We start from the raw sequence: 19,342 nt of genomic DNA on the forward strand, positions 1-19,342 counted from the left end.
AACGCCTTTGCATCCTGGGCGTTGCGTCTGGCGCGGCAAACCTGATCCAGTGACGCTCAAGTCAACGCGCCCGTCCGTTGCGCGAGCGAGCCGAACCGGTTTGCGGATAGAATGGCGCCCATGCATGACGATCTCTCTCTCCTCCTGAACTCCCTCAACGACGCCCAGCGCCAGGCCGTGGCCGCGCCGCTAGGTCGTCAATTGGTCCTCGCTGGCGCCGGCTCGGGCAAGACCCGCGTATTGGTGCATCGCATCGCCTGGCTGCACCAGGTCGAGCGCGCCTCGCTGCATTCGATCCTGTCGGTGACCTTCACCAACAAGGCCGCCGCCGAGATGCGCCAGCGTATCGAACAGCTGATGCAGGTCAACCCGCAGGGCATGTGGGTCGGCACCTTCCACGGGCTGGCGCACCGCCTGCTTCGGGCGCATTGGCAGGAAGCCAAGCTGGCGCAGAACTTTCAGATCCTCGATTCCGACGACCAGCAGCGACTGGTCAAGCGGGTGATCCGCGAACTGGGCCTCGACGAGCAGCGCTGGCCGGCGCGCCAGGCTCAATGGTGGATAAACGGGCAGAAGGATGAAGGCCTGCGCCCGCGGCACATCCAGCCCAGCGGCGACTTATTCCTGGCAACGATGCTGAGCATCTACCAGGCGTACGAAGAGGCCTGCGCGCGCGCTGGCGTCATCGATTTTTCTGAGCTGCTGCTGCGCGCCCTGGATCTGTGGCGCGATAACCCGGGCCTGCTCGACCACTATCAGCGCCGCTTCCGCCACATTCTGGTGGACGAGTTCCAGGACACTAACGCCGTGCAGTACGCCTGGCTGCGCCTGCTGGCCAAGGGTGGCGAGAGCCTGATGGTGGTGGGCGACGACGACCAGTCTATCTACGGCTGGCGCGGCGCGCGGGTCGAAAACCTGCACCAGTTCAGCGAAGACTTCCAGGACGCCGAAACCATCCGACTGGAGCAGAACTACCGCTCCACCGCTTGCATCCTCAAAGCCGCTAACGCGCTGATCGCCAACAACCAGGGGCGGCTGGGCAAGGAGCTCTGGACCGAAGGCTGTGAAGGCGAGCCGATCAGCCTTTATGCCGCCTTCAACGAACACGACGAAGCGCGCTATGTAGTCGAGAGCATCGAAAGCGCGATCAAGAAAGAAGGGCTGGCGCGCAGCGAGATCGCCATTCTCTATCGCTCCAACGCCCAATCGCGGGTACTGGAAGAAGCCCTGCTGCGCGAGAAGATCCCCTACCGCATCTACGGCGGCCAACGCTTCTTCGAGCGCGCCGAGATCAAGAACGCCATGGCCTACCTGCGCCTGATCCAGACCCGCGATAACGACGCGGCGCTGGAACGGGTGATCAACGTGCCGGCACGCGGCATCGGTGAAAAGACTGTCGAAGCGCTGCGCCAGCTGGCCCGCGCGCAAGGCTTGTCGCTATGGGCGGCGCTGCACCAGGCGGTGGGCACCAAGGTGGTATCGGGCCGAGCGGCCAGCGCACTGAACGGCTTCGTCGAGCTGATCGATACCCTCGCGCTCAAAGTCGAAGGCATGCAGCTGCACAACATGGCGCAGTTGGTCATCGAACAATCCGGTCTGCTCGCCTACCACCGCGACGAAAAGGGCGAAAAGGCCCAGGCGCGGGTGGAAAACCTCGAGGAACTGGTCTCCGCCGCGCGTGCCTTCGACAACTACAGCGAAGAGGAAGAAGACGAGCAGACACCGCTGGCCGCCTTCCTCGACCACGCTTCGCTGGAAGCCGGCGAGCAGCAGGCAGGCGATCACGAGGACAGCGTGCAGTTGATGACACTGCACAGCGCCAAGGGCCTGGAATTCCCTCTGGTGTTCCTGGTGGGCATGGAAGAAGGGCTGTTCCCGCACAAGATGAGCCTGGAAGAACCTGGCCGTCTCGAAGAGGAACGCCGCCTGGCCTATGTCGGCATCACCCGCGCCATGCAGCAGCTGATCGTCACCTATGCCGAAACACGCCGGCTATATGGCAGCGAGACCTATAACAAAATCTCGCGCTTCATCCGTGAAGTGCCGCCCGCGCTGATCAGCGAGGTGCGCCTGAGCAATACCGTGAGTCGCACATTCAACAGCCGGGGCATGAGCGGCGGTTCCCTGTTCGACGGCGCCAGCGTGCCAGAAACGCCATTCAATCTTGGCCAACGCGTCTCGCACTCGCTGTTTGGCGAGGGCACTATCCTGAATTTCGAGGGCTCCGGCGCTCAAGCTCGCGTTCAGGTGAATTTCGAGAGCGAAGGGAGCAAGTGGTTGATGCTCAGTTATGCCAAACTCCAAGCGCTATGACGTGCACGTCAACCTAATAAAAATTCGTCAAAGGAAAACCTCACTCATGAAACGCCGTCACTTGTTTGGTGCCGCCGCTGCCCTGCTTGCAATGCTCGGCCTTGCAGGCTGTAACGATGAGAAGAAAGTCGAATCCACCGCTGAGCCGCAACCGGCTACCAGCGAAGCGCCCAAAACCTATAACTGGAAAATGGTCACCGCCTGGCCGAAGAACTATCCAGGCCTGGGCACTTCAGCCGAGCGCTTGGCCGAGCGCGTCAATGCCATGAGCAACGGGCGGCTGACCATCAAGGTCTACGCCGCCGGCGAGCTGGTACCTGCCCTAGAGGTATTCGATGCGGTCTCGCGCGGCACCGCCGAAGTCGGCCACGGCGCCGCCTATTACTGGAAGGGCAAAGTACCTACGGCTCAATTCTTCACCTCGGTACCCTTCGGCCTCTCGACCAGCGAAATGAACGCCTGGCTGACCCGCGGCGGCGGCCAGGCGTTTTGGGACGAAGCCTACGCACCGCACGGCGTCAAGCCGTTCGTCGTGGGTAATACCGGCATGCAGATGGGCGGCTGGTTCAACAAAGAGATCAACTCGCTGCAGGACCTGCAGGGCCTGAAGATCCGTACACCCGGCCTGGGTGGCGAAGTGTTGAGCCGGCTCGGCGCGACCACCGTCAACATGCCCGGCGGCGAAGTCTTCACGGCGCTGCAGACCGGCGCGATCGATGCCACCGACTGGGTCAGCCCTTATAACGATCTCGCTTTCGGTTTGCACAAGGCAGCGAAGTACTACTACTACCCCGGGTGGCAGGAGCCGCAGGCGGTGCTGGAGTTGCTGGTCAATCAGAAGGCGCTCGACAGCCTGCCGGACGATCTGCGCGCCATTCTCACCGAGGCCGCCGGCGCAGCAAGCCGTGACATGATCGACGACTATGTCTACAACAACGCCCTCGCGCTCGATCAGTTGAAGCAGCAGGGCACCGAACTCAAGCGCTTCCCCGACGAGGTGCTGGCCGCCATGCGCGAGCAGTCCGATGCCGTGCTTGGTGAGCTGGCCGCACAAAGCGAGCTGAACGGCCGTATCTGGGCGTCGATGAAGGCGTTCCAGGCGCAGGTCAAACCCATGCACGAAATATCCGAGAAAGAGCTCTATAACTGGCGCTGAGCCGCTCGCTCGGTTCGTGAAACGGGAATGGTGGGCTGAAGCCCACCCTACGGTAGTCACCGGAACCATCGGCCCGGCAGGGTGGGCTTCAGCCCACCGCTGTTCGGATTGGTAAGCTGAAACAGACATAAAAAGAGGCGCGCCGATCAAGGCGGTGCGCCCCTTTAACCAACCCCGAAAAGAAGCAGCACTGCCGCTGAACAGTACGCCGCGTACGTGGCCTCGAGGGTGCGCTGCTTGCATTTCTGCTCTTCAGCCGACCAAAAGCGACAACAAAGCGCCGTCATTGGCGAAGCAAAAGCCTGAAATCATTTAGCGCTGGCGTTGTTTCGCGGCACTGGGCAGGATGACGCGCGTACTTCCACTAATTAAAAGCGGGAACACTCAATGCAACGTGTGCTTAGCATTTTCATGGCGCTGTGTATCGGTCTGACCCTCAGTCTCGACGTGCACGCCAAGCGCTTCGGCGGCGGCAAGAGCTTTGGTTCGGCGCCCAGCCACCAGACCCGCCAGGCGCAGCCTCAACAACGCAATGACGCAGCCACACAGCAAGCAGGCCGCCAACAACCGGCCGCAGCTAGCGGTGCTTCGCGCTGGCTCGGCCCGCTCGCCGGCCTCGCCGCAGGCGGTCTGCTCGCCTCCATGTTCATGGGCGACGGCTTCGAAGGCATTCAGTTCATGGATATCCTGATCTTCGGCCTGATCGCGTTCCTGCTGTTCCGCTTCCTGGCCGCCCGCCGTCGCCAGCAGCAGCCAGCCGTGGCCGGCCATGCGCCGATGCAGCGCGAAATGCCGCAGCAACCGTCCATTTTCGGCGGCAGCAGCGCAGCCGTTGCCCAGGCCCCGGTGATCAACGCGCCGGCCTGGTTCAACGAGCAGAGCTTCGTCGGTGCGGCACGCGAGCATTTCATGTCGCTGCAGCAGCACTGGGACGCCAACGAAATGGACAAGATCGCCGAATTCGTCACGCCGCAGCTGCTTGAATTCCTCAAGCGTGAGCGTGCCGAGATTGGAGACGCTTACCAGTCGACCTATGTCGATGACCTGCAGATCCAGCTCGACGGCGTGGATGACAATGCCGAGAAGACCACCGCCACGCTGACCTTCACTGGCGTCGCGAAAAACTCGCGCTTCGACCAGGGCGAGCCCTTCAGCGAAAGCTGGCGCATGGAGCGTGCACAGGGCGAGAACCAGCCGTGGCTGGTCGCGGGTATCCGTCAGAACGCCTGATACGCGCAGGCGCCGCCCAGAGCCCGGGCTTAATCGGGCTCAGCAATAACGAACCCCGCTAACTGCGGGGTTTCGTTTTCAAGGCGAATCGTTTTATTGCCGGCTCGTCCTGACCTGTCTCATAAACCACTAGTCAGTATCCAGGGATGCCCTTAAATCAGCAAAAGCTCAGCGAAACGACGTAGGACCCGCCCTCCGAGCGGCGCTGTTTCCTTTAGCAGCATTCTGAACCTGGCTTGCCGGGTTTTTTCGTTTTTGGCAGCGGGAAGCGCGCAGCTCGGCTGAACCCTGTGAGGAATTAAGCGTCTATGCTGCTCGGAAAATACTAAAAAGAATGGAGTCCTGCGTGTCAGGCAACCTCATGACAGGGTTTTACGCCGTCAGCATGACGAGCGCTCCCACCGCCCTGCTCGTATCGAGCCACCGATCGGATAATCAGCCATGAGCAGCGTTCGCCTGCCCTCGGTGGACCGTCTGCTGCGTGCGCCTGCTTGCGCACCCCTGCAGCAGCGCTACGGCCGCGAAGCGCTGCTCGGTACGCTACGTGATCTGCTCGATGAGTTACGCGAGCCGGCCCGCCACGGCCAGCTCGCCGCGCTGGAGCTGTCAGAGGCCGTGCTTGCCGGGCGCGCCGGGGAGCGCCTCGCCAGCCAGCACCGCAGCCGCGTACGTCGCGTATTCAACCTTACCGGCACGGTGCTGCATACCAACCTCGGCCGCGCGCTGCTTCCCGACGAAGCCATCGAGGCGATCACCCTCGCGGCTCGCTACCCGTTGAATCTCGAATTCGATCTGGCCAGCGGCAAGCGCGGTGATCGCGACGATCTGATCGAGGGACTGATCCGCGAGCTGACCGGCGCCGAAGCCGTCACCGTGGTCAACAACAATGCCGCCGCCGTACTGCTGGCACTCAACAGCCTCGGCGCACGCAAGGAAGGCATCATCTCCCGTGGCGAACTGATCGAGATCGGCGGCGCCTTCCGCATCCCCGACATCATGGCCAGAGCCGGGGTGAAGCTGCATGAAGTGGGCACCACCAATCGCACCCACGCGCGCGACTACGAAACCGCCATCGGCCCGCGCAGCGGCCTGTTGATGCGCGTACATACCAGCAACTACAGCGTGCAGGGCTTCACTGCAAGCGTCGCCACGGCCGAGCTGGCGTCCATCGCTCACGCATATGGCTTGCCGCTGCTGGAGGACCTGGGCAGCGGTAGCCTAGTCGACCTGTCGCGCTGGGGCCTGCCGAAGGAGCCGACCGTCCAGGAAGCCCTGCGCGACGGCGCCGATATCGTCACCTTCAGTGGCGACAAACTGCTCGGCGGCCCCCAGGCTGGGCTGATCGTAGGCAGCCGCGAGCTGATCCAGAAGATTAAGAAGAACCCGCTCAAACGCGCCCTGCGGGTAGACAAACTGACCCTGGCCGCACTGGAAGCAGTGCTCAATCTCTATCGCGACCCTGATCGCCTGGCCGAACGCCTGACCAGCCTGCGCCTGCTCAGCCGCCCGCAGGAGCAGATCCGTGCCCAAGCCGAACGAATTGCGCCGGCAATCGCCACGGCACTCGGCGAAAACTGGCAGGTTGCTGTCCGCGACGCACTGGGCATGATCGGCAGCGGCGCACAGCCGGTGGCACGACTGCCAAGCTCCGCGGTTTGTATCAGCCCGCTGCAACCCAAGCGGCTGCGCGGCCGCAGCCTGCGCCAGCTGGAAGAAGCCTTGCGCTGCCTACCGATTCCGGTCCTTGGCCGGCTCGCCGAAGACGCGCTCTGGCTCGACCTTCGGCAATTGGACGACGAGGCGGCAATGCTGGAACAGCTGCCGCACCTGCAGCGGGAGCTGATGTCATGATCATCGGTACCGCCGGCCACATCGACCACGGCAAGACGGCTTTACTCAAGGCCCTGACCGGGCAAGAGGGCGATCGTCGTCGCGAGGAACGCCTGCGCGGCATCACCATCGACCTCGGTTACCTGTACGCCTCGCTTGGCGATTCAGAAAACCTCACCGGCTTCATCGACGTACCCGGTCACGAACGCTTCGTGCACAACATGCTGGCCGGTGCTTGCGGCATCGACTGTGTGCTGCTGGTTGTCGCTGCCGATGACGGCGTGATGCCGCAGACACGCGAGCATCTGGCCATCATCGAGTTGCTGGGCATTCGTCGGGCACTGGTGGCGCTGACCAAAATCGACCGGGTCGACCCGGAGCGCATTGACCAAGCGCGCCAGGAAGTCGAAGCGCTGCTACAGACCGGTCCGCTGGCCGGCGCGCCGATCTTCCCGGTGTCCAGTATCAACGGAGAAGGGATCGATGCGCTCCGTTCGGCGCTGGTCGAGCAGGCCGCAGAGGTACGCTCGGGTTGCGGCCACGGCTATTTCCGCCTGGCCATCGACCGAGCCTTTAGTGTCGTCGGCGCCGGCGTGGTCGTGACCGGCACGGCCTTCGCGGGCCGGGTGCGCGTGGGGGACGAATTGACCCTGAGCCCAACCGGACGAACCGTTCGGGTACGCGGGCTGCACGCGCAGAACCAGGTTTCCGACGAGGCCCATGCGGGTCAGCGGGTCGCCCTGAACCTCGCCGGCGAACGCCTCGCGACAGAGCAAATCAGCCGGGGCGACTGGCTGCTGAAATCCGAGCTACAGGCCGCAACCCAGCGCATCGATATCGACTTCACCCTGTTGCCCAGCGAAGTTCGCGAACTGCGTCACTGGACGCCGGTACACATTCACCTTGGTGCGCAGGACGTCACCGGCCGGATCGCCCTGTTGGAAGGCGAATACCTGGCGCCCGGCGGCCGCGTGCACGCGCAGCTATTGCTGAATGCACCGGCTCATGCGGTGCACGGTGATCGCGTGATCCTGCGCGACCAATCCGCACAGCGAACCCTGGGCGGCGGACGGGTGCTCGACCCCTTCGCTCCGCCGCGCAATCGGCACCGCCAGGCGCGCCTTGCGGTATTGCGCGCGCTGGACGGCGAAACACTGGAACAGATTCTGCCGGGACTGCTGCCCAGCGCGATCAACGGCCTGGAGCCGGCATTGCTGGAACGACAGTTCAACCGTCCGCGACACACCTGGAAGCTGCCGGACGAAGCCCTGGAAATCACCACACGGCTGGGCCCGCGCCTGTTCGACCGCGATACCTGGAACTACCTCGGCCAGAGCCTTGTGGCGGCATTGCAGCGCTTCCATGAAGCCCAGCCGGACGAGCTGGGCCCGGATCGCGACCGCCTGCGCCGCTATGCGCTACCTCAGCTGGAGCGACCGATTTATCTTGCGCTGTTGGAACAAACGCTGGCAGCCGGACAGATCGAAGCCAGCGGTCCTTGGCTGCACCTGCCTGGGCACCGCGTCCGACTGAGCGACGAGGAAGAAGCGCTGAAAGCCCAGCTATGGCCGCTGCTGGAATCCGCTCGTTTCGATCCACCCTGGGTCCGTGATCTGGCCGGCGAACTGGGCATCGAGGAGGACAGGGTTCGTCATCTGTTGCGCAAGCTGTCCCGCATAGGAATGCTGCAACAGGTCGTCAAGGATCTGTTCTACCCCGACGCCACCATCCGCCAGCTGGCCAATCGGGTAGTAGATATGGAGAGGCAACACGGCGTGATCCGCGCCGCCGCGTTCCGCGACCAGATTCAGCTCGGCCGCAAGCGCAGCATCCAGCTGCTCGAGCATTTCGACCGCATCGGCCTCACCCGGCGCTTCGGCAACGAACGCAAGGTGCGACCCGACAGCGCCTTGGCCTCGGAGGCCGAGGTCGGGTAGGCTGCAGCACGTCCAGCTTCAGTCCCGTTCGGGCACGTCTCTGGAAGGCAATCGCACCCGGTGGTGCGGCCGGGCTTCAAATCCGATTTTAACTATTGACGTCAACGGCGTATGTTGGCGATTGCTAGGCAATATGACGCTTCCGCTCTTGCGGTTTTGGTATCTATTGGTCGTTCTTGGTTAGTGTTTTCGACACTTTTTCGACTGACCTGAGCCATAGCTGAGTTTCATGAGCTGCCCTTAACTCTCTCGAGAGCGTGCCTAGCTGGGGCTAGGTAATTGGCATACACCTCTGGTTTACCACTCGATTCATCTTTCAATTTTAGCGTTGGCTTGGCATCTGGGGTTTCGCGCTCGATCATCCAAGTTATATCGCTAGAACTCCCTTCTCCATCTATACCTACCACTTGAAGCATTTCACCTGCAATCGGCAAATTCCTAGTAGCCTTAAACATTTGCTGGTCGAACCCAGTCCGAATCCAGGCTTCAGCTGTCCATACTAAATACTTGGCTCTTAAGTAATGAATTCTTTCTGAAATAGATCTCCAAAAAATATATTTATCTGCCTGATCACTAGGAGCAGTAGATATGAAATCTATTACTTCAAATTTTTCATTAAACAGCCAAAGCATAGCGATATGGTTGCCGTGCTCTAGAAATGTGGCTTCCGCCATTTCAGCCTGTGCTTTTACGAGAGATTCAAGGCTGTCTGGCGGGCAGTCGATTCTTCTTTGGCGAAGCTCTGACATCCATTCTGGCGCAACAAAATTATTATTACGCTTGATCCGGCGCGATACGACTTTACCGACACCAGCTGAATTAAGCTTTACGTAGTGAACGCATCTACTTCCCGTGTGAATATCATCAAATGAAGTAGGGTGCGGAATAGAGGACTCCAGCGCTGTACCGAGATGATTCGCTAAAGACTTACATGCTTCGTACATTCGACAATATATATATCTAAACGCTTGCAGCAATTCGCAGTCAGGAAGAGTGTTAGCTACCCATGTCCTTTCTATTTTGATCACAGCTGAATCAGATACTCCGGTGGGCAGCTTCGCTCTTGCAAATCGAATGAGTCTTTTTATGCTAGCGCTAAGGCACGTGTTTTTATCTAGACGAAGCGGGATATCTTGATTCTCCAAATAGCCGACAATTAATGTAACATCGGCGCTACTATTAAGATCTAGATCCCCTTCTTTTTCGATTGTATTTCGCGAAGCAATCGACCATTTCATTATTTCGTCATCTTTCCACGGAGCGACGATGTTATTAGCATGCCAGTTTCCAAAGTCCGCTATGCTCGCTTTATCTTTCTGAAACAAGAAAGATACTGTTCTGGATGTAGTTAAAAACTGGTTCGCGTTTAATCTAAAAATTTCTGGCTCAAAGTAATTTGAACCAGCTGCCTCTAGCGACAGGGCTAAATCTTTTAATCTTCGCTCCCACCTACGCATTCTCTCTGATTCCCTTTAGATACTAGACATACGATTTAGCAGCTCTAACCTTTGGCCCTTACCAATAGCGGAAAAAGAATGGCATTTGATTTCTACACTCTTTCGACATTACCCAGAAGGGGGCCGGGCTTCCCCCTCCGGGAATTAGCTCCAGATCTAATTTTTTATCCAATTGACCAAAGCGTTGATCGAATCGAAGTCATGGCAACACGCCTCTAAACCGTCCGTCTCCACATCGGTTTTGAACTGAGCCCAAACCGCCTCAGTCTTACCCGAAAGGTTGAGGTGAGACTCAATCGCCCCCTTGATCCACAACCATATACCGTGCGTCAGGAGCTGATTATGTAGGCTCTCGATATGCGGAATGGCATCAGCCTCTCGGGCCAGCAAGCAGAATGCATCACTAGCAGTCACTACTCCATTCTTGGTTGGCAGGCCACCACCGTCGAGAGTGCAAGCACCGCTGCGCTCAAGCCGGATAAGTATATTTTTAAGTGCGATTAATGCGGGATCGGTATCGCTGATAAATCCATTGCTTACGGCCCCCCTAAAAGCGTAGTCAAGATCGACTATCGCGGCCGCAGGTAGATCCATCTCTTGAAGCACCCGTAGTGACTTAGGTATGTTATCAACCGATCTGGTTTCTACCATCGCTACTTGATGTTGTCCTAACGTACAGGTAGTGATTTCTTTGTAAATAAATGGAAGCAGTCTTGTTTCAGTAGTTCCCTCAGTGAGAACTACCTTGTTGGCGAACAAGATTTGATTAGACTGTGTCAAAGCGAACAGGTGCTGTGCTTGAGACTGCGCTCTGGGCAGTACCACTTCTAGCGCATCCTTTAATCGCTTCCGAATTAGAGTCTCGTGATTTTCTTTGCGCACTAGCAAAGTATGCTGCGCCCTCTCCGCCGTAATCATCTGAGCTGAGTGCGTCGAAAATATTACTTGGTATCCGTACTGAGAAAGCGTGTGTAGAGCTTCCCGTACCTGCTCGATTGCAAACGGATGCAGATAAAGCTCGGGCTCGTCTATAAGCAGCAACGTGGTGGTTGGGCTTTCAGCATCTTTCTTTACTTCCGCAAGGTGTCGGATAAGTGCCATCTGTATGGATCGCTGCGCCCCATGCCCGTAGGCGGCAAAATCTCGACCAACGTCTTGCTGTTCAAACACCCTTACAGTACCTGCTTTGAAAATGTCTTCAAATGTCGGTACGTCAAAATGTAGCTTCAAGCTGATGCCAGGGAATAAGTCTTCTATCTTTCTATTAATGGATGTATCAATAGCATCCAGCTCAGGCAGTCTTTTGTTGCCTGAGGCAGACATTCGGCGACTAATAGCCCCAAGATGCCTATTTATTCTATTAGCATTGTTTTGCCGAACGGCTTCGCAAAATTCCGCTAGCAGTTTTCCAATCGTACTTGTCGATTTCGATTTGGCCGAGTCATCAGCTGCGTTATCCATTGCCGCGACTCTGATGGGCTCTGGAAACAGGCATTTAATTGCGTTCCATATGCCGGTTGGATTGCTCTTATAACCATCAGTGGGGTGCTCGATAAAGAAATCTACATCCGTTGCTCTTTTTGCGTCTGTAGGCTGAACTCGCTTTACCTTTACTCTTCCATTAACGATATAAGGGGCTATTCTTTTCCGGTGCGCCTCATCTAACTGGTCTAGAATCTGCGCTGTGATCCCAGCTATCTCGCCCTCCACCTCTACTTTCAATTCCGGGTCAAAGAATTCAGATTGCGGCAGCAATCTACTCTTAAATAACCACTCAATCGCGGACAGAATATTTGACTTACCAGCATTGTTGTATCCAACCAATGGAACGAACGCTCCGAGCTTAACTTCAACCAAGTTGCATGATCTAAAGTTTGTTATCTTCACGCCTTCTAAAACATGACTCATAATAACTCCTTGTTTTCCTGTCCATCACTGGATTGTCGGTTTGTGAGTGCACGCTGGCTTTATTATTATGTTTGTGTGTTTTATTGTTTTGGATTGATCTAAGAAGATCAATTCCTTGCATTCAGGTTGACGCTTGACTTGCAGTTTCTCCGCATAATGCTTCCTTCTCCGCCCGGGCAAAAATCGCTTATCCGCGACTCTTTGCCTACAACCACAATTTCTTTTCGGCGGGGCGGGATCGTTACGGTCGGCTCGGGGATAACCCGTGTAGCGGGAACGATATTAGTCGCGCCCTGGGGAACGTAGTTGTTGTCGTTGAATACTGTTTGCTTGGGCGTCGGCTCTGCCGTAACGGCTTGAGGCTGGCCTGATTGCCACTGAGGCGTTGCACCTCTCGCGGCCACTTCCTCTACTACCCTGTCCCAACCCTTGGTCGCCGTGGGCTCTACTCGCTTAATCTCAGCGACAGGGGCTGGCTTGGGCTGAATGCGCTTTTCGGCAATGCGTTGTGCGGTTCCCTGTAGGAACGCTGAGCCTGCCATTTGGAGAACCGCTAGCGTAATAACGGTGCCGATCAGACAGGGGATCAGCTTCGCTAGCCTGCGGCTTTTGCGTGGGTGCTTTGTGATGTAGTCCGGGGCGTCGTTCCAATCAGCCTTCATATCGTCCTTTCCCTGTCGTTCGGGCGTACCATCGCCTAGCCACTTCCGTTGTGATTGCTATCCTCATCCTGACTGGGCAAGTTTCGGTTGGCCTCGCCGTCTGCCCGGCTCGACCGCTCCGGGAACAACCGGACTGCCGGCAGTAACCCCGACGGAATCCTACTCCATCTCCGGCAACGTGGCGCATTTGCCATCGGCCTTGTTCGAGCATCGATGAGGAGGCCATTCACGCAGGGCTCAATCTGCCAGCAGGACGGAAGTCGCATGTCCTAAAGCAAACTGCCGCGTCACACTTCTTCGCGAACGGTGAGAACATCTTGCTCTTGCAAAAAGACTTGCGCATTCGTCACCCGCATGACAATGCGGTACGCTCACCTTTCGCCTGATCACCTACATGACGTTCTAGCTTTCGGCCCTGTTAGGGATTTTCAACGTTGCCCGGTCAGAGCATCAGCTACGCTAGAAAAAACCTTGTAGATCAATGAGGAAGGCAATCGCACCCGGTGGTGCGGCCGGGCTTCAAACCCGGTTGGGGGCGGCAGCCGTTCCTGGGTGGGTTCGACTCCCACTGCCTTCCGCCATCTCATGCCTAGCCTCCTAGCGCCTCCCCTCGTCTGATTCACGAAACCGCAACACTGCAAAACGGTAATCGCGCGGCAGCCTTTTCCTGCTCGCCCGCTCCGTTCGAGCAATCTTCAATCGAACTCATAGAGAAAAGCCATCTGCCGGTCGAGCGCAAGCGGGAGAAAGCTGGTCTAGGATTTCATGCACGGGACGATCAGGAGACTGAGTATGTTGGCCGCATTACTTCCGACCTTGAAGGAACTGGAGCTTCCGTTGCGCCTTAAGTTGTGGGACGGCAAGAAGATCGATATTGGCCCCGTCCCAAGCGTGACGCTGGAAATCAAGGATCCCGGTCTGGTCCCGCAGTTGGCCCACCCCAGTCTGGCCCTGCTGGGTGGGGCGTATGTCGAGGGCAAGATCGACCTTCACGGACCGCTGGAGGAGATCATTCGCATCGGCGACGAGATCACGAGCGCACTGGGTGAAGAGCACTCGGCGCTACCGACTCGCCAGGCGCATGACAAGGCCACCGATGCCGAGGCTATTTCCTATCACTACGACCTGTCCAACGACTTCTATCAGCTGTGGCTGGATCAGGAGATGGTCTATTCATGCGCCTATTTCGAGACCGGAACGGAAGACCTCGACCAGGCCCAGCAGGCCAAGCTGCGCCATCTATGCCGCAAGCTGCGGCTGAAGCCTGGTGACCGCCTGCTGGACGTCGGCTGTGGCTGGGGCGGGCTGGCGCGCTTTGCGGCGCGGGAGTTTGGCGCAGAAGTGCTCGGTATCACCCTCAGCCGCGAGCAGCTCAAGCTCGGGCGCGAGCGCGTCGCCGCGCAAGGACTGGAGGGCCAAGTACAGCTGGAGCTAATGGACTACCGCGATCTGCCCAAGAACGGCCAGTTCGACAAGGTGGTCAGTGTCGGCATGTTCGAGCATGTCGGCCACGCGAACCTACCGCTGTACTGCCAGCAGCTGTCGGAAGTGGTGCGCCCCGGTGGCCTGGTGATGAACCATGGCATCACCTCGCGCCACATCGATGGGCGACCGGTGGGGCATGGTGCCGGCGAGTTCATCAACCGTTACGTGTTCCCCCACGGCGAGCTGCCGCATCTGGTGAAGATCGGCGCCTGCATCAGCGAGTCGGGGCTGGAAATCGTCGACGTGGAGAGCCTGCGCCTGCATTACGCGCGCACGCTGGATTTCTGGAGCCAGCGGCTGGAAGCGAATCTGGTCGAGGCCCAGCAGATGATTCCCGAGCGTGCGTTGCGCATCTGGCGTGTCTATCTGGCCGGCTGCGCCTATGGTTTCCGCCGCAACTGGATCAACCTGCACCAGATCCTGGCGAGCAAGCCGCTGCCGGATGGCTCTCATGAAATGCCCTGGTCACGGGCCGATCTGTACCGATAGCGCCAGGCACTTGCCTGGCGCGCACGCGATCAATGGCTCATCAGCGTATCGGTGGTTTCGGGCTTGTCGTGCGTACCGAAGCGATCAACGATGGTCGCGCTGGCTTCGTTCATGCCCAGCACCTCTACCTCGGTGCCCTCGCGGCGGAACTTGAGCACCACCTTGTCCAGCGCCGAGACGGCGGTGATGTCCCAGAAATGCGCGTGACTGAGGTCGATGACGACCGTGGCGAGGGCTTCTTTGCAGTCGAAGGCCATGGTGAATTTCTCCGACGAGCTGAAAAACACCTGGCCGACCACTCGGTAGGTTCGCTGCCCGCCTTCGGTATCCAGTTCCGAGTCGATATGCAGGTAATGGCCGACCTTATTGGCGAAAAACATCGCCGCCAGCAGCACGCCGGCCAGCACGCCATAGGCCAGGTTGTGGGTGAAGACCACCACCACCACGGTCACCACCATGACGATATTGGTCGATAACGGATAGCGCTTGAGGTTGCGGATCGATTCCCAGTTGAACGTGCCGATGGACACCATGATCATTACCGCTACCAGCGCCGCCATGGGAATCTGCCCGACCCAGTCGCTGAGGAACACCACCATCAACAACAGCACCCCACCGGCGATCAGCGTCGACAGGCGCGTGCGGCCGCCGGATTTCACGTTGATCACCGACTGGCCGATCATCGCGCAACCGGCCATCCCGCCAAACAGGCCGGAGAAGATATTGGCTATGCCCTGGCCTTTGCATTCGCGGTTCTTGTCGCTGCCGGTGTCGGTCATCTCATCGACGATGGTCGCGGTCATCAGCGACTCCAGCAGGCCAACCACCGCCAGCGCGGCGGAGTACGGAAAGATGATCTGCAAGGTTTCGAAGGTCAGCGGCACCTCCGGCCAGAGGAAGATCGGCAGCGTATCGGGCAGCTCGCCCATGTCGCCGACGGTACGGATGTCCAGGCCGAAATAGATGGCCACCGCAGTCATAGAGAGGATGCACACCAACGGCGAGGGGATCACCCGGCCGATCTTCGGCACGTACGGAAACAGGTAGATGATGCCCAGCCCCGCCGCCGTCATGGCATAGACGTGCCAGGTGACATTGGTCAGTTCCGGCAGCTGCGCCATGAAGATCAGGATCGCCAGCGCATTGACGAAGCCGGTCACCACCGAGCGTGAAACGAAGCGCATCAGCGAGCCCAGGCGCAGGTAGCCGGCGACGATCTGTAGCACGCCGCAGAGCAGCGTAGCCGCCAGCAGATACTGCAGACCGTGCTCGCGTACCAGGGTCACCATCAGCAGAGCCATGGCACCGGTGGCGGCGGATATCATCGCCGGCCGGCCGCCGACGAAGGCGATCACCACGGCGATGCAGAAGGACGCGTAGAGGCCGACCCGTGGGTCGACCCCGGCGATGATGGAAAAGGCGATGGCCTCGGGAATCAGGGCCAGGGCAACCACGAGGCCGGAAAGCACGTCGCCACGAATGTTGCTGAACCAGTTTTGCTTGATCGAGTGGAGCATGGGTTATCCAGAGGAAAAAAGCGGCAGCTGCAGACCCGACGCGATGCGCCGGCTGACAGAGCCGTTCCAGTTTCGAATGTAGGGCGAACCGCGCTAATCGAAGCGCGGGGAATGCAGATTGATCGCGCCGAGCTACTGCTCAGGCAGAGAGTCGCTGCAAGGGCGGCGAAGGATAGCGGATCACGCCGTAACCGGCGATGGCCGCCTGATGGCCTGCATCGCTAGCGCCAGAAATCATCCAGATTGGCGAAGCCCCAGGTCACCGGGTCTTCACGACTGACGATGCGGTCTTCGCCGTGGCGGCGCGACAGGTCTAATTCCTCCGGAGCGATGGGCATTTTCGTTCTGGTCGAATAGAACAGGCGCAGCACCGGCTCCGTCAGCTTGCCAGGGTTCTGATCAACGACCACGCCCAGCCGACCGGATTCCAGCCGGACCAGCGTACCGAGCGGGTAGATGCCCACCGATTTGACGAACGCGTGAAACACGCCGGTATCGAAATGCCCCTTCCACTGAGCCATTCGCGAGAGCGAACCGGCCGCATCCCAGGCCTCCTTGTAGGGGCGCCTGGAGGTGATCGCATCGTACACATCGCACACCGCGCCCATGCGCGCGACGAGGCTGATCTGTTCACCCTTCAGCCCGTGCGGGTAACCGCTGCCATCGACCTTTTCATGATGGTGCAGGCACACGTCCAGTACCGCCTCGGGCATCGTGCCGCTGTGCACGAGCATCGCGTGGCCACGCTCGGGATGAGCGCGCATGATTTCGAACTCGGCATCGGTGAGCTTGCCGGGCTTGTTGAGCACCTGCGGTGGCATCGCCATCTTGCCGACATCGTGCAGCAGCCCCGCCAGGCCAGCTTCGCGAGTGAGGCTTTCATTCAGTCCAAGCTGGCGAGCAAGCGACACCATCAAAGCGCAGACGCTGACCGAGTGCATGTAGGTGTATTCGTCACGGTCCTTCAGCCTGGCCTGGCCGATCAGCGCCGAGGCATTGCGCGCCAGGGATTCACTGATTTCCTCGACCACCGGCAGGCATGCCTGCGCGTCCACGGCATTGCCCAGACGCGCCTCGTTGAACAACGAAGCCACCGCCTGCTTGGAGCGGTTGAGTACGCGAGAGGCGCGCTGCATTTCATCGCGGGCGCTGCAGGTTGCGGCCCGCGCGGGTGACTCGGCGACAGTGGCCTCGACGGCGGGATGGGGCTCGGTTGGCGCCGCAGCTGCTTCGGCGATATCCACACCTTGCTCGGTATCGATCCAGACAGCCGGCACCCCGCTACTGCGCAGCGCTTGCATATCCGCCGGATCGCTGAGGACGAAGCGGGTTCGCCAGAACGGATGCGAAAACCAGCTCCCGTCGATGGCCTGAATGTACATGCCGAACCGGAGCTGGTTTATCGATATTTTCCTGAGCACTCAATACCTCTGCAGGGATAACCGCAGTGGCAATCATAGCCATCGACGCCGCCCGTTTATGCGCGGCCAACGGCAAAACGGACCATCGGCAGTGATTGGCAATGCTCCGCTCTGGCTTAACATAGCTGTTCTTACAAAAGAGCCGCCCATGTCCGCCCACGCCAACCGCTACCGTGTCGTCCTGATCGTGCTGCTAATCCTCGCCGGCCTGCTGCTGAGCATGTACGGGGCCGGGCGGCTCGCCGAACAGCGCGCCTGGGCTGAGCGCAGCCAGGAGGCCCGCGAGCAGCTGGAACTCTACGCCCAGACGATCCACACGCAGGTCGAGCGCTTCCGCTCGGTGCCGGCCCTACTAGCCTTGGACGGCGACATCCGCAGCCTGCTGGCCAGTCCCGATGACCGCCAACTGCGCGCCCGCCTCAATCGCCGCCTGGAGCAGCAGAACCAGGCCGCCGGCTCGTCGGTGCTCTATCTGATCGACCGTCATGGCGACACTCTCGCGGCGAGCAACTGGCGCGAATGGAGCAGCTTCGTCGGCTACAACTACGGCTTTCGCCCTTACTTTCGCGATGCGCTGACCCAGGACAGCGGCCGCTATTTCGCAGTGGGCGTGACCACAGGAGTTCCTGGTTATTTTCTTTCCAGCTCTGTCAAGAACGCCGCCGGCGAGGTACTCGGCGTACTGGTGGTCAAGCTGGAGCTGGAAGACATGCAGCGCGAATGGGCCGGCCAGTCCGGCATTCTGCTGATCACCGACTCGCTCGATATCGTCATCCTTAGCAATCGGCCGGCTTGGCGCTTCCGCTACCTGCAACCGCTCAGCGACGAGATACGCGACCGCCTGGTTGCTGCCCGCCGCTACGCCGAACAGAATCTGCAGCCGCTGCACAGCAGACGCCTGCAACGCATCGACGAACACAGCGAGCGCCGCCAAGTCGAAGGACCGGACGGCCGCCATACCTATTTCTGGCAGCGCTTGCCGCTGCCAGAGGAAGACTGGACGCTGCACCTGCTGCAAGAGCCGCAACTGGTCGCCGCCAGCATACGCAGCTATCGGCTGGCTGCGGCGGGCGTGTGGATGACGCTGGCCTTCCTGCTGCTCTACCTAGCCCAGCGGCGCAAAACCCGCCGGGTCGAACAGCGCAGCCGCAACGAGCTGGAACGGCTGGTCGAAGCCCGCACCCGCGACCTGCAGACCGCGCAGGATGGTCTGGTACACGCCGCGCGGATGGCCGCCCTGGGGCAGATGTCCGCCGCCCTCGCCCACGAAATCAACCAGCCGCTGACCGCCCTGCGTATGCAGCTGGCCAGCCAGCGCCTGCTGCTCGACAGCGGCCGCAGCGAGGCAGTGCGCGAAGGTCTGGGTCAGGTGGAAGGGCTGATCGAACGCATGGCAGCGCTGACCGGCCATCTGAAGACCTTTGCCCGCAAGAATCCCGCCGGGCTGCCGCAGCGCGTACGTTTGGACGAGGTGCTGGAACAGGCCCTGCAGCTGCTCGGCCCGCGCATCCGCGGGGAAGACGTCAGAGTCGTGCGTCAGGTACCCACCGATGCCTGGGTCAGTGCCGATGCGATCCGCCTGGAGCAGGTGCTGATCAACCTGCTGAACAATGCGTTGGATGCCATGCAGAACAGCGCCGCCCGGCAGCTGCGCATCGACTGCCGCCGCGATGCGAACCATTGGCGACTGAGCGTCGCGGACAGCGGTGGCGGCATCGCCCGCGAACATCTGGATCAGGTATTCGAGCCCTTCTTCACCACCAAGCCGGTCGGCCAAGGGCTTGGGCTGGGACTGGCGGTTTCCTACGGCATCGTGCGCGATCTGGGCGGCAATCTCGACGTGAGCAACGACGCGCAGGGTGCGGTATTCGAGATTCGACTGCCGGCAGCCGACGAGCACCTCACCGAGTAGACTGGCCACCGGCTAAGGAGCGAAA

11 protein-coding genes and 1 tRNA gene are annotated in these 19,342 nt (G+C 59.8%); 8 read left to right on the forward strand and 4 right to left on the reverse strand.

Translation table 11 applies throughout. The annotated features are described in order from the left end of the window. Nucleotides 1-120: 120 nt before the first annotated feature. The 5 genes from uvrD (at nt 121) to selB (ending at nt 8,466) form a co-directional block, all read left to right on the forward strand. A complete protein-coding gene (gene uvrD / locus NA645_RS15975; protein WP_256049747.1) occupies nt 121-2,313 on the forward strand; it encodes a DNA helicase II in 2,193 nt (730 codons plus the stop codon). A 46-nt stretch (nt 2,314-2,359) separates the two neighbouring features. Beyond that, the gene (locus tag NA645_RS15980) at nt 2,360-3,469 is read left to right on the forward strand and encodes a TRAP transporter substrate-binding protein (RefSeq protein ID WP_256049751.1); all 1,110 of its coding nucleotides are present in this window, start codon (nt 2,360-2,362) and stop codon (nt 3,467-3,469) included. A gap of 387 nt (nt 3,470-3,856) precedes the next feature. Next, nucleotides 3,857-4,699, forward strand: coding sequence for a Tim44 domain-containing protein (locus NA645_RS15985; RefSeq protein ID WP_256049752.1), 843 nt, complete (start codon nt 3,857-3,859; stop codon nt 4,697-4,699). Nucleotides 4,700-5,140: 441 nt separating this feature from the next. Next, nucleotides 5,141-6,550 (forward strand): L-seryl-tRNA(Sec) selenium transferase, encoded by a 1,410-nt coding sequence (gene selA / locus NA645_RS15990; protein WP_256049753.1) that lies wholly within the window; start codon nt 5,141-5,143, stop codon nt 6,548-6,550. Further along, nucleotides 6,547-8,466: a selenocysteine-specific translation elongation factor gene (gene selB / locus NA645_RS15995; protein WP_256049754.1), complete on the forward strand. Its 1,920-nt coding sequence runs from the start codon at nt 6,547-6,549 to the stop codon at nt 8,464-8,466. The genes selA and selB overlap by 4 nt, the downstream gene beginning before the upstream one ends. Nucleotides 8,467-8,693: 227 nt before the next feature. Here the strand turns inward: selB and NA645_RS16000 are convergent, their stop codons facing one another. Continuing rightward, nucleotides 8,694-9,923 carry a hypothetical protein gene (locus tag NA645_RS16000; protein ID WP_256049755.1) on the reverse strand — a complete coding sequence of 410 codons (1,230 nt, stop codon included), beginning with the start codon at nt 9,921-9,923 and terminating at the stop codon, nt 8,694-8,696. 156 nt (nt 9,924-10,079) lie between these two features. Then, nucleotides 10,080-11,831, reverse strand: a complete 1,752-nt coding sequence (locus NA645_RS16005) for an ATP-dependent nuclease (RefSeq protein ID WP_256049756.1) — start codon at nt 11,829-11,831, stop codon at nt 10,080-10,082. A gap of 1,147 nt (nt 11,832-12,978) precedes the next feature. Here NA645_RS16005 and NA645_RS16010 point away from each other — a divergent pair. After that, nucleotides 12,979-13,074, forward strand: a tRNA-Sec gene (locus NA645_RS16010). Nucleotides 13,075-13,285: 211 nt separating this feature from the next. Continuing rightward, nucleotides 13,286-14,467: a C17 cyclopropane fatty acid synthase CfaB gene (gene cfaB / locus NA645_RS16015; RefSeq protein WP_256049757.1), complete on the forward strand. Its 1,182-nt coding sequence runs from the start codon at nt 13,286-13,288 to the stop codon at nt 14,465-14,467. A 29-nt stretch (nt 14,468-14,496) separates the two neighbouring features. Here the strand turns inward: cfaB and NA645_RS16020 are convergent, their stop codons facing one another. Next, a complete protein-coding gene (locus tag NA645_RS16020; RefSeq protein ID WP_256049758.1) occupies nt 14,497-15,984 on the reverse strand; it encodes a SulP family inorganic anion transporter in 1,488 nt (495 codons plus the stop codon). Between the two features lie 221 nt (nt 15,985-16,205). After that, a complete protein-coding gene (locus tag NA645_RS16025; RefSeq protein ID WP_256049759.1) occupies nt 16,206-17,405 on the reverse strand; it encodes an HD-GYP domain-containing protein in 1,200 nt (399 codons plus the stop codon). A 148-nt stretch (nt 17,406-17,553) separates the two neighbouring features. Between NA645_RS16025 and NA645_RS16030 the strand changes: the two genes are divergently transcribed. Continuing rightward, the gene (locus tag NA645_RS16030) at nt 17,554-19,317 is read left to right on the forward strand and encodes a sensor histidine kinase (protein ID WP_256049760.1); all 1,764 of its coding nucleotides are present in this window, start codon (nt 17,554-17,556) and stop codon (nt 19,315-19,317) included. Nucleotides 19,318-19,342: the final 25 nt, after the last annotated feature.

The sequence above is a fragment of the Stutzerimonas stutzeri genome, from assembly GCF_024448955.1.
Taxonomy (GTDB): Bacteria; Pseudomonadota; Gammaproteobacteria; order Pseudomonadales; family Pseudomonadaceae; genus Stutzerimonas; species Stutzerimonas stutzeri_AQ.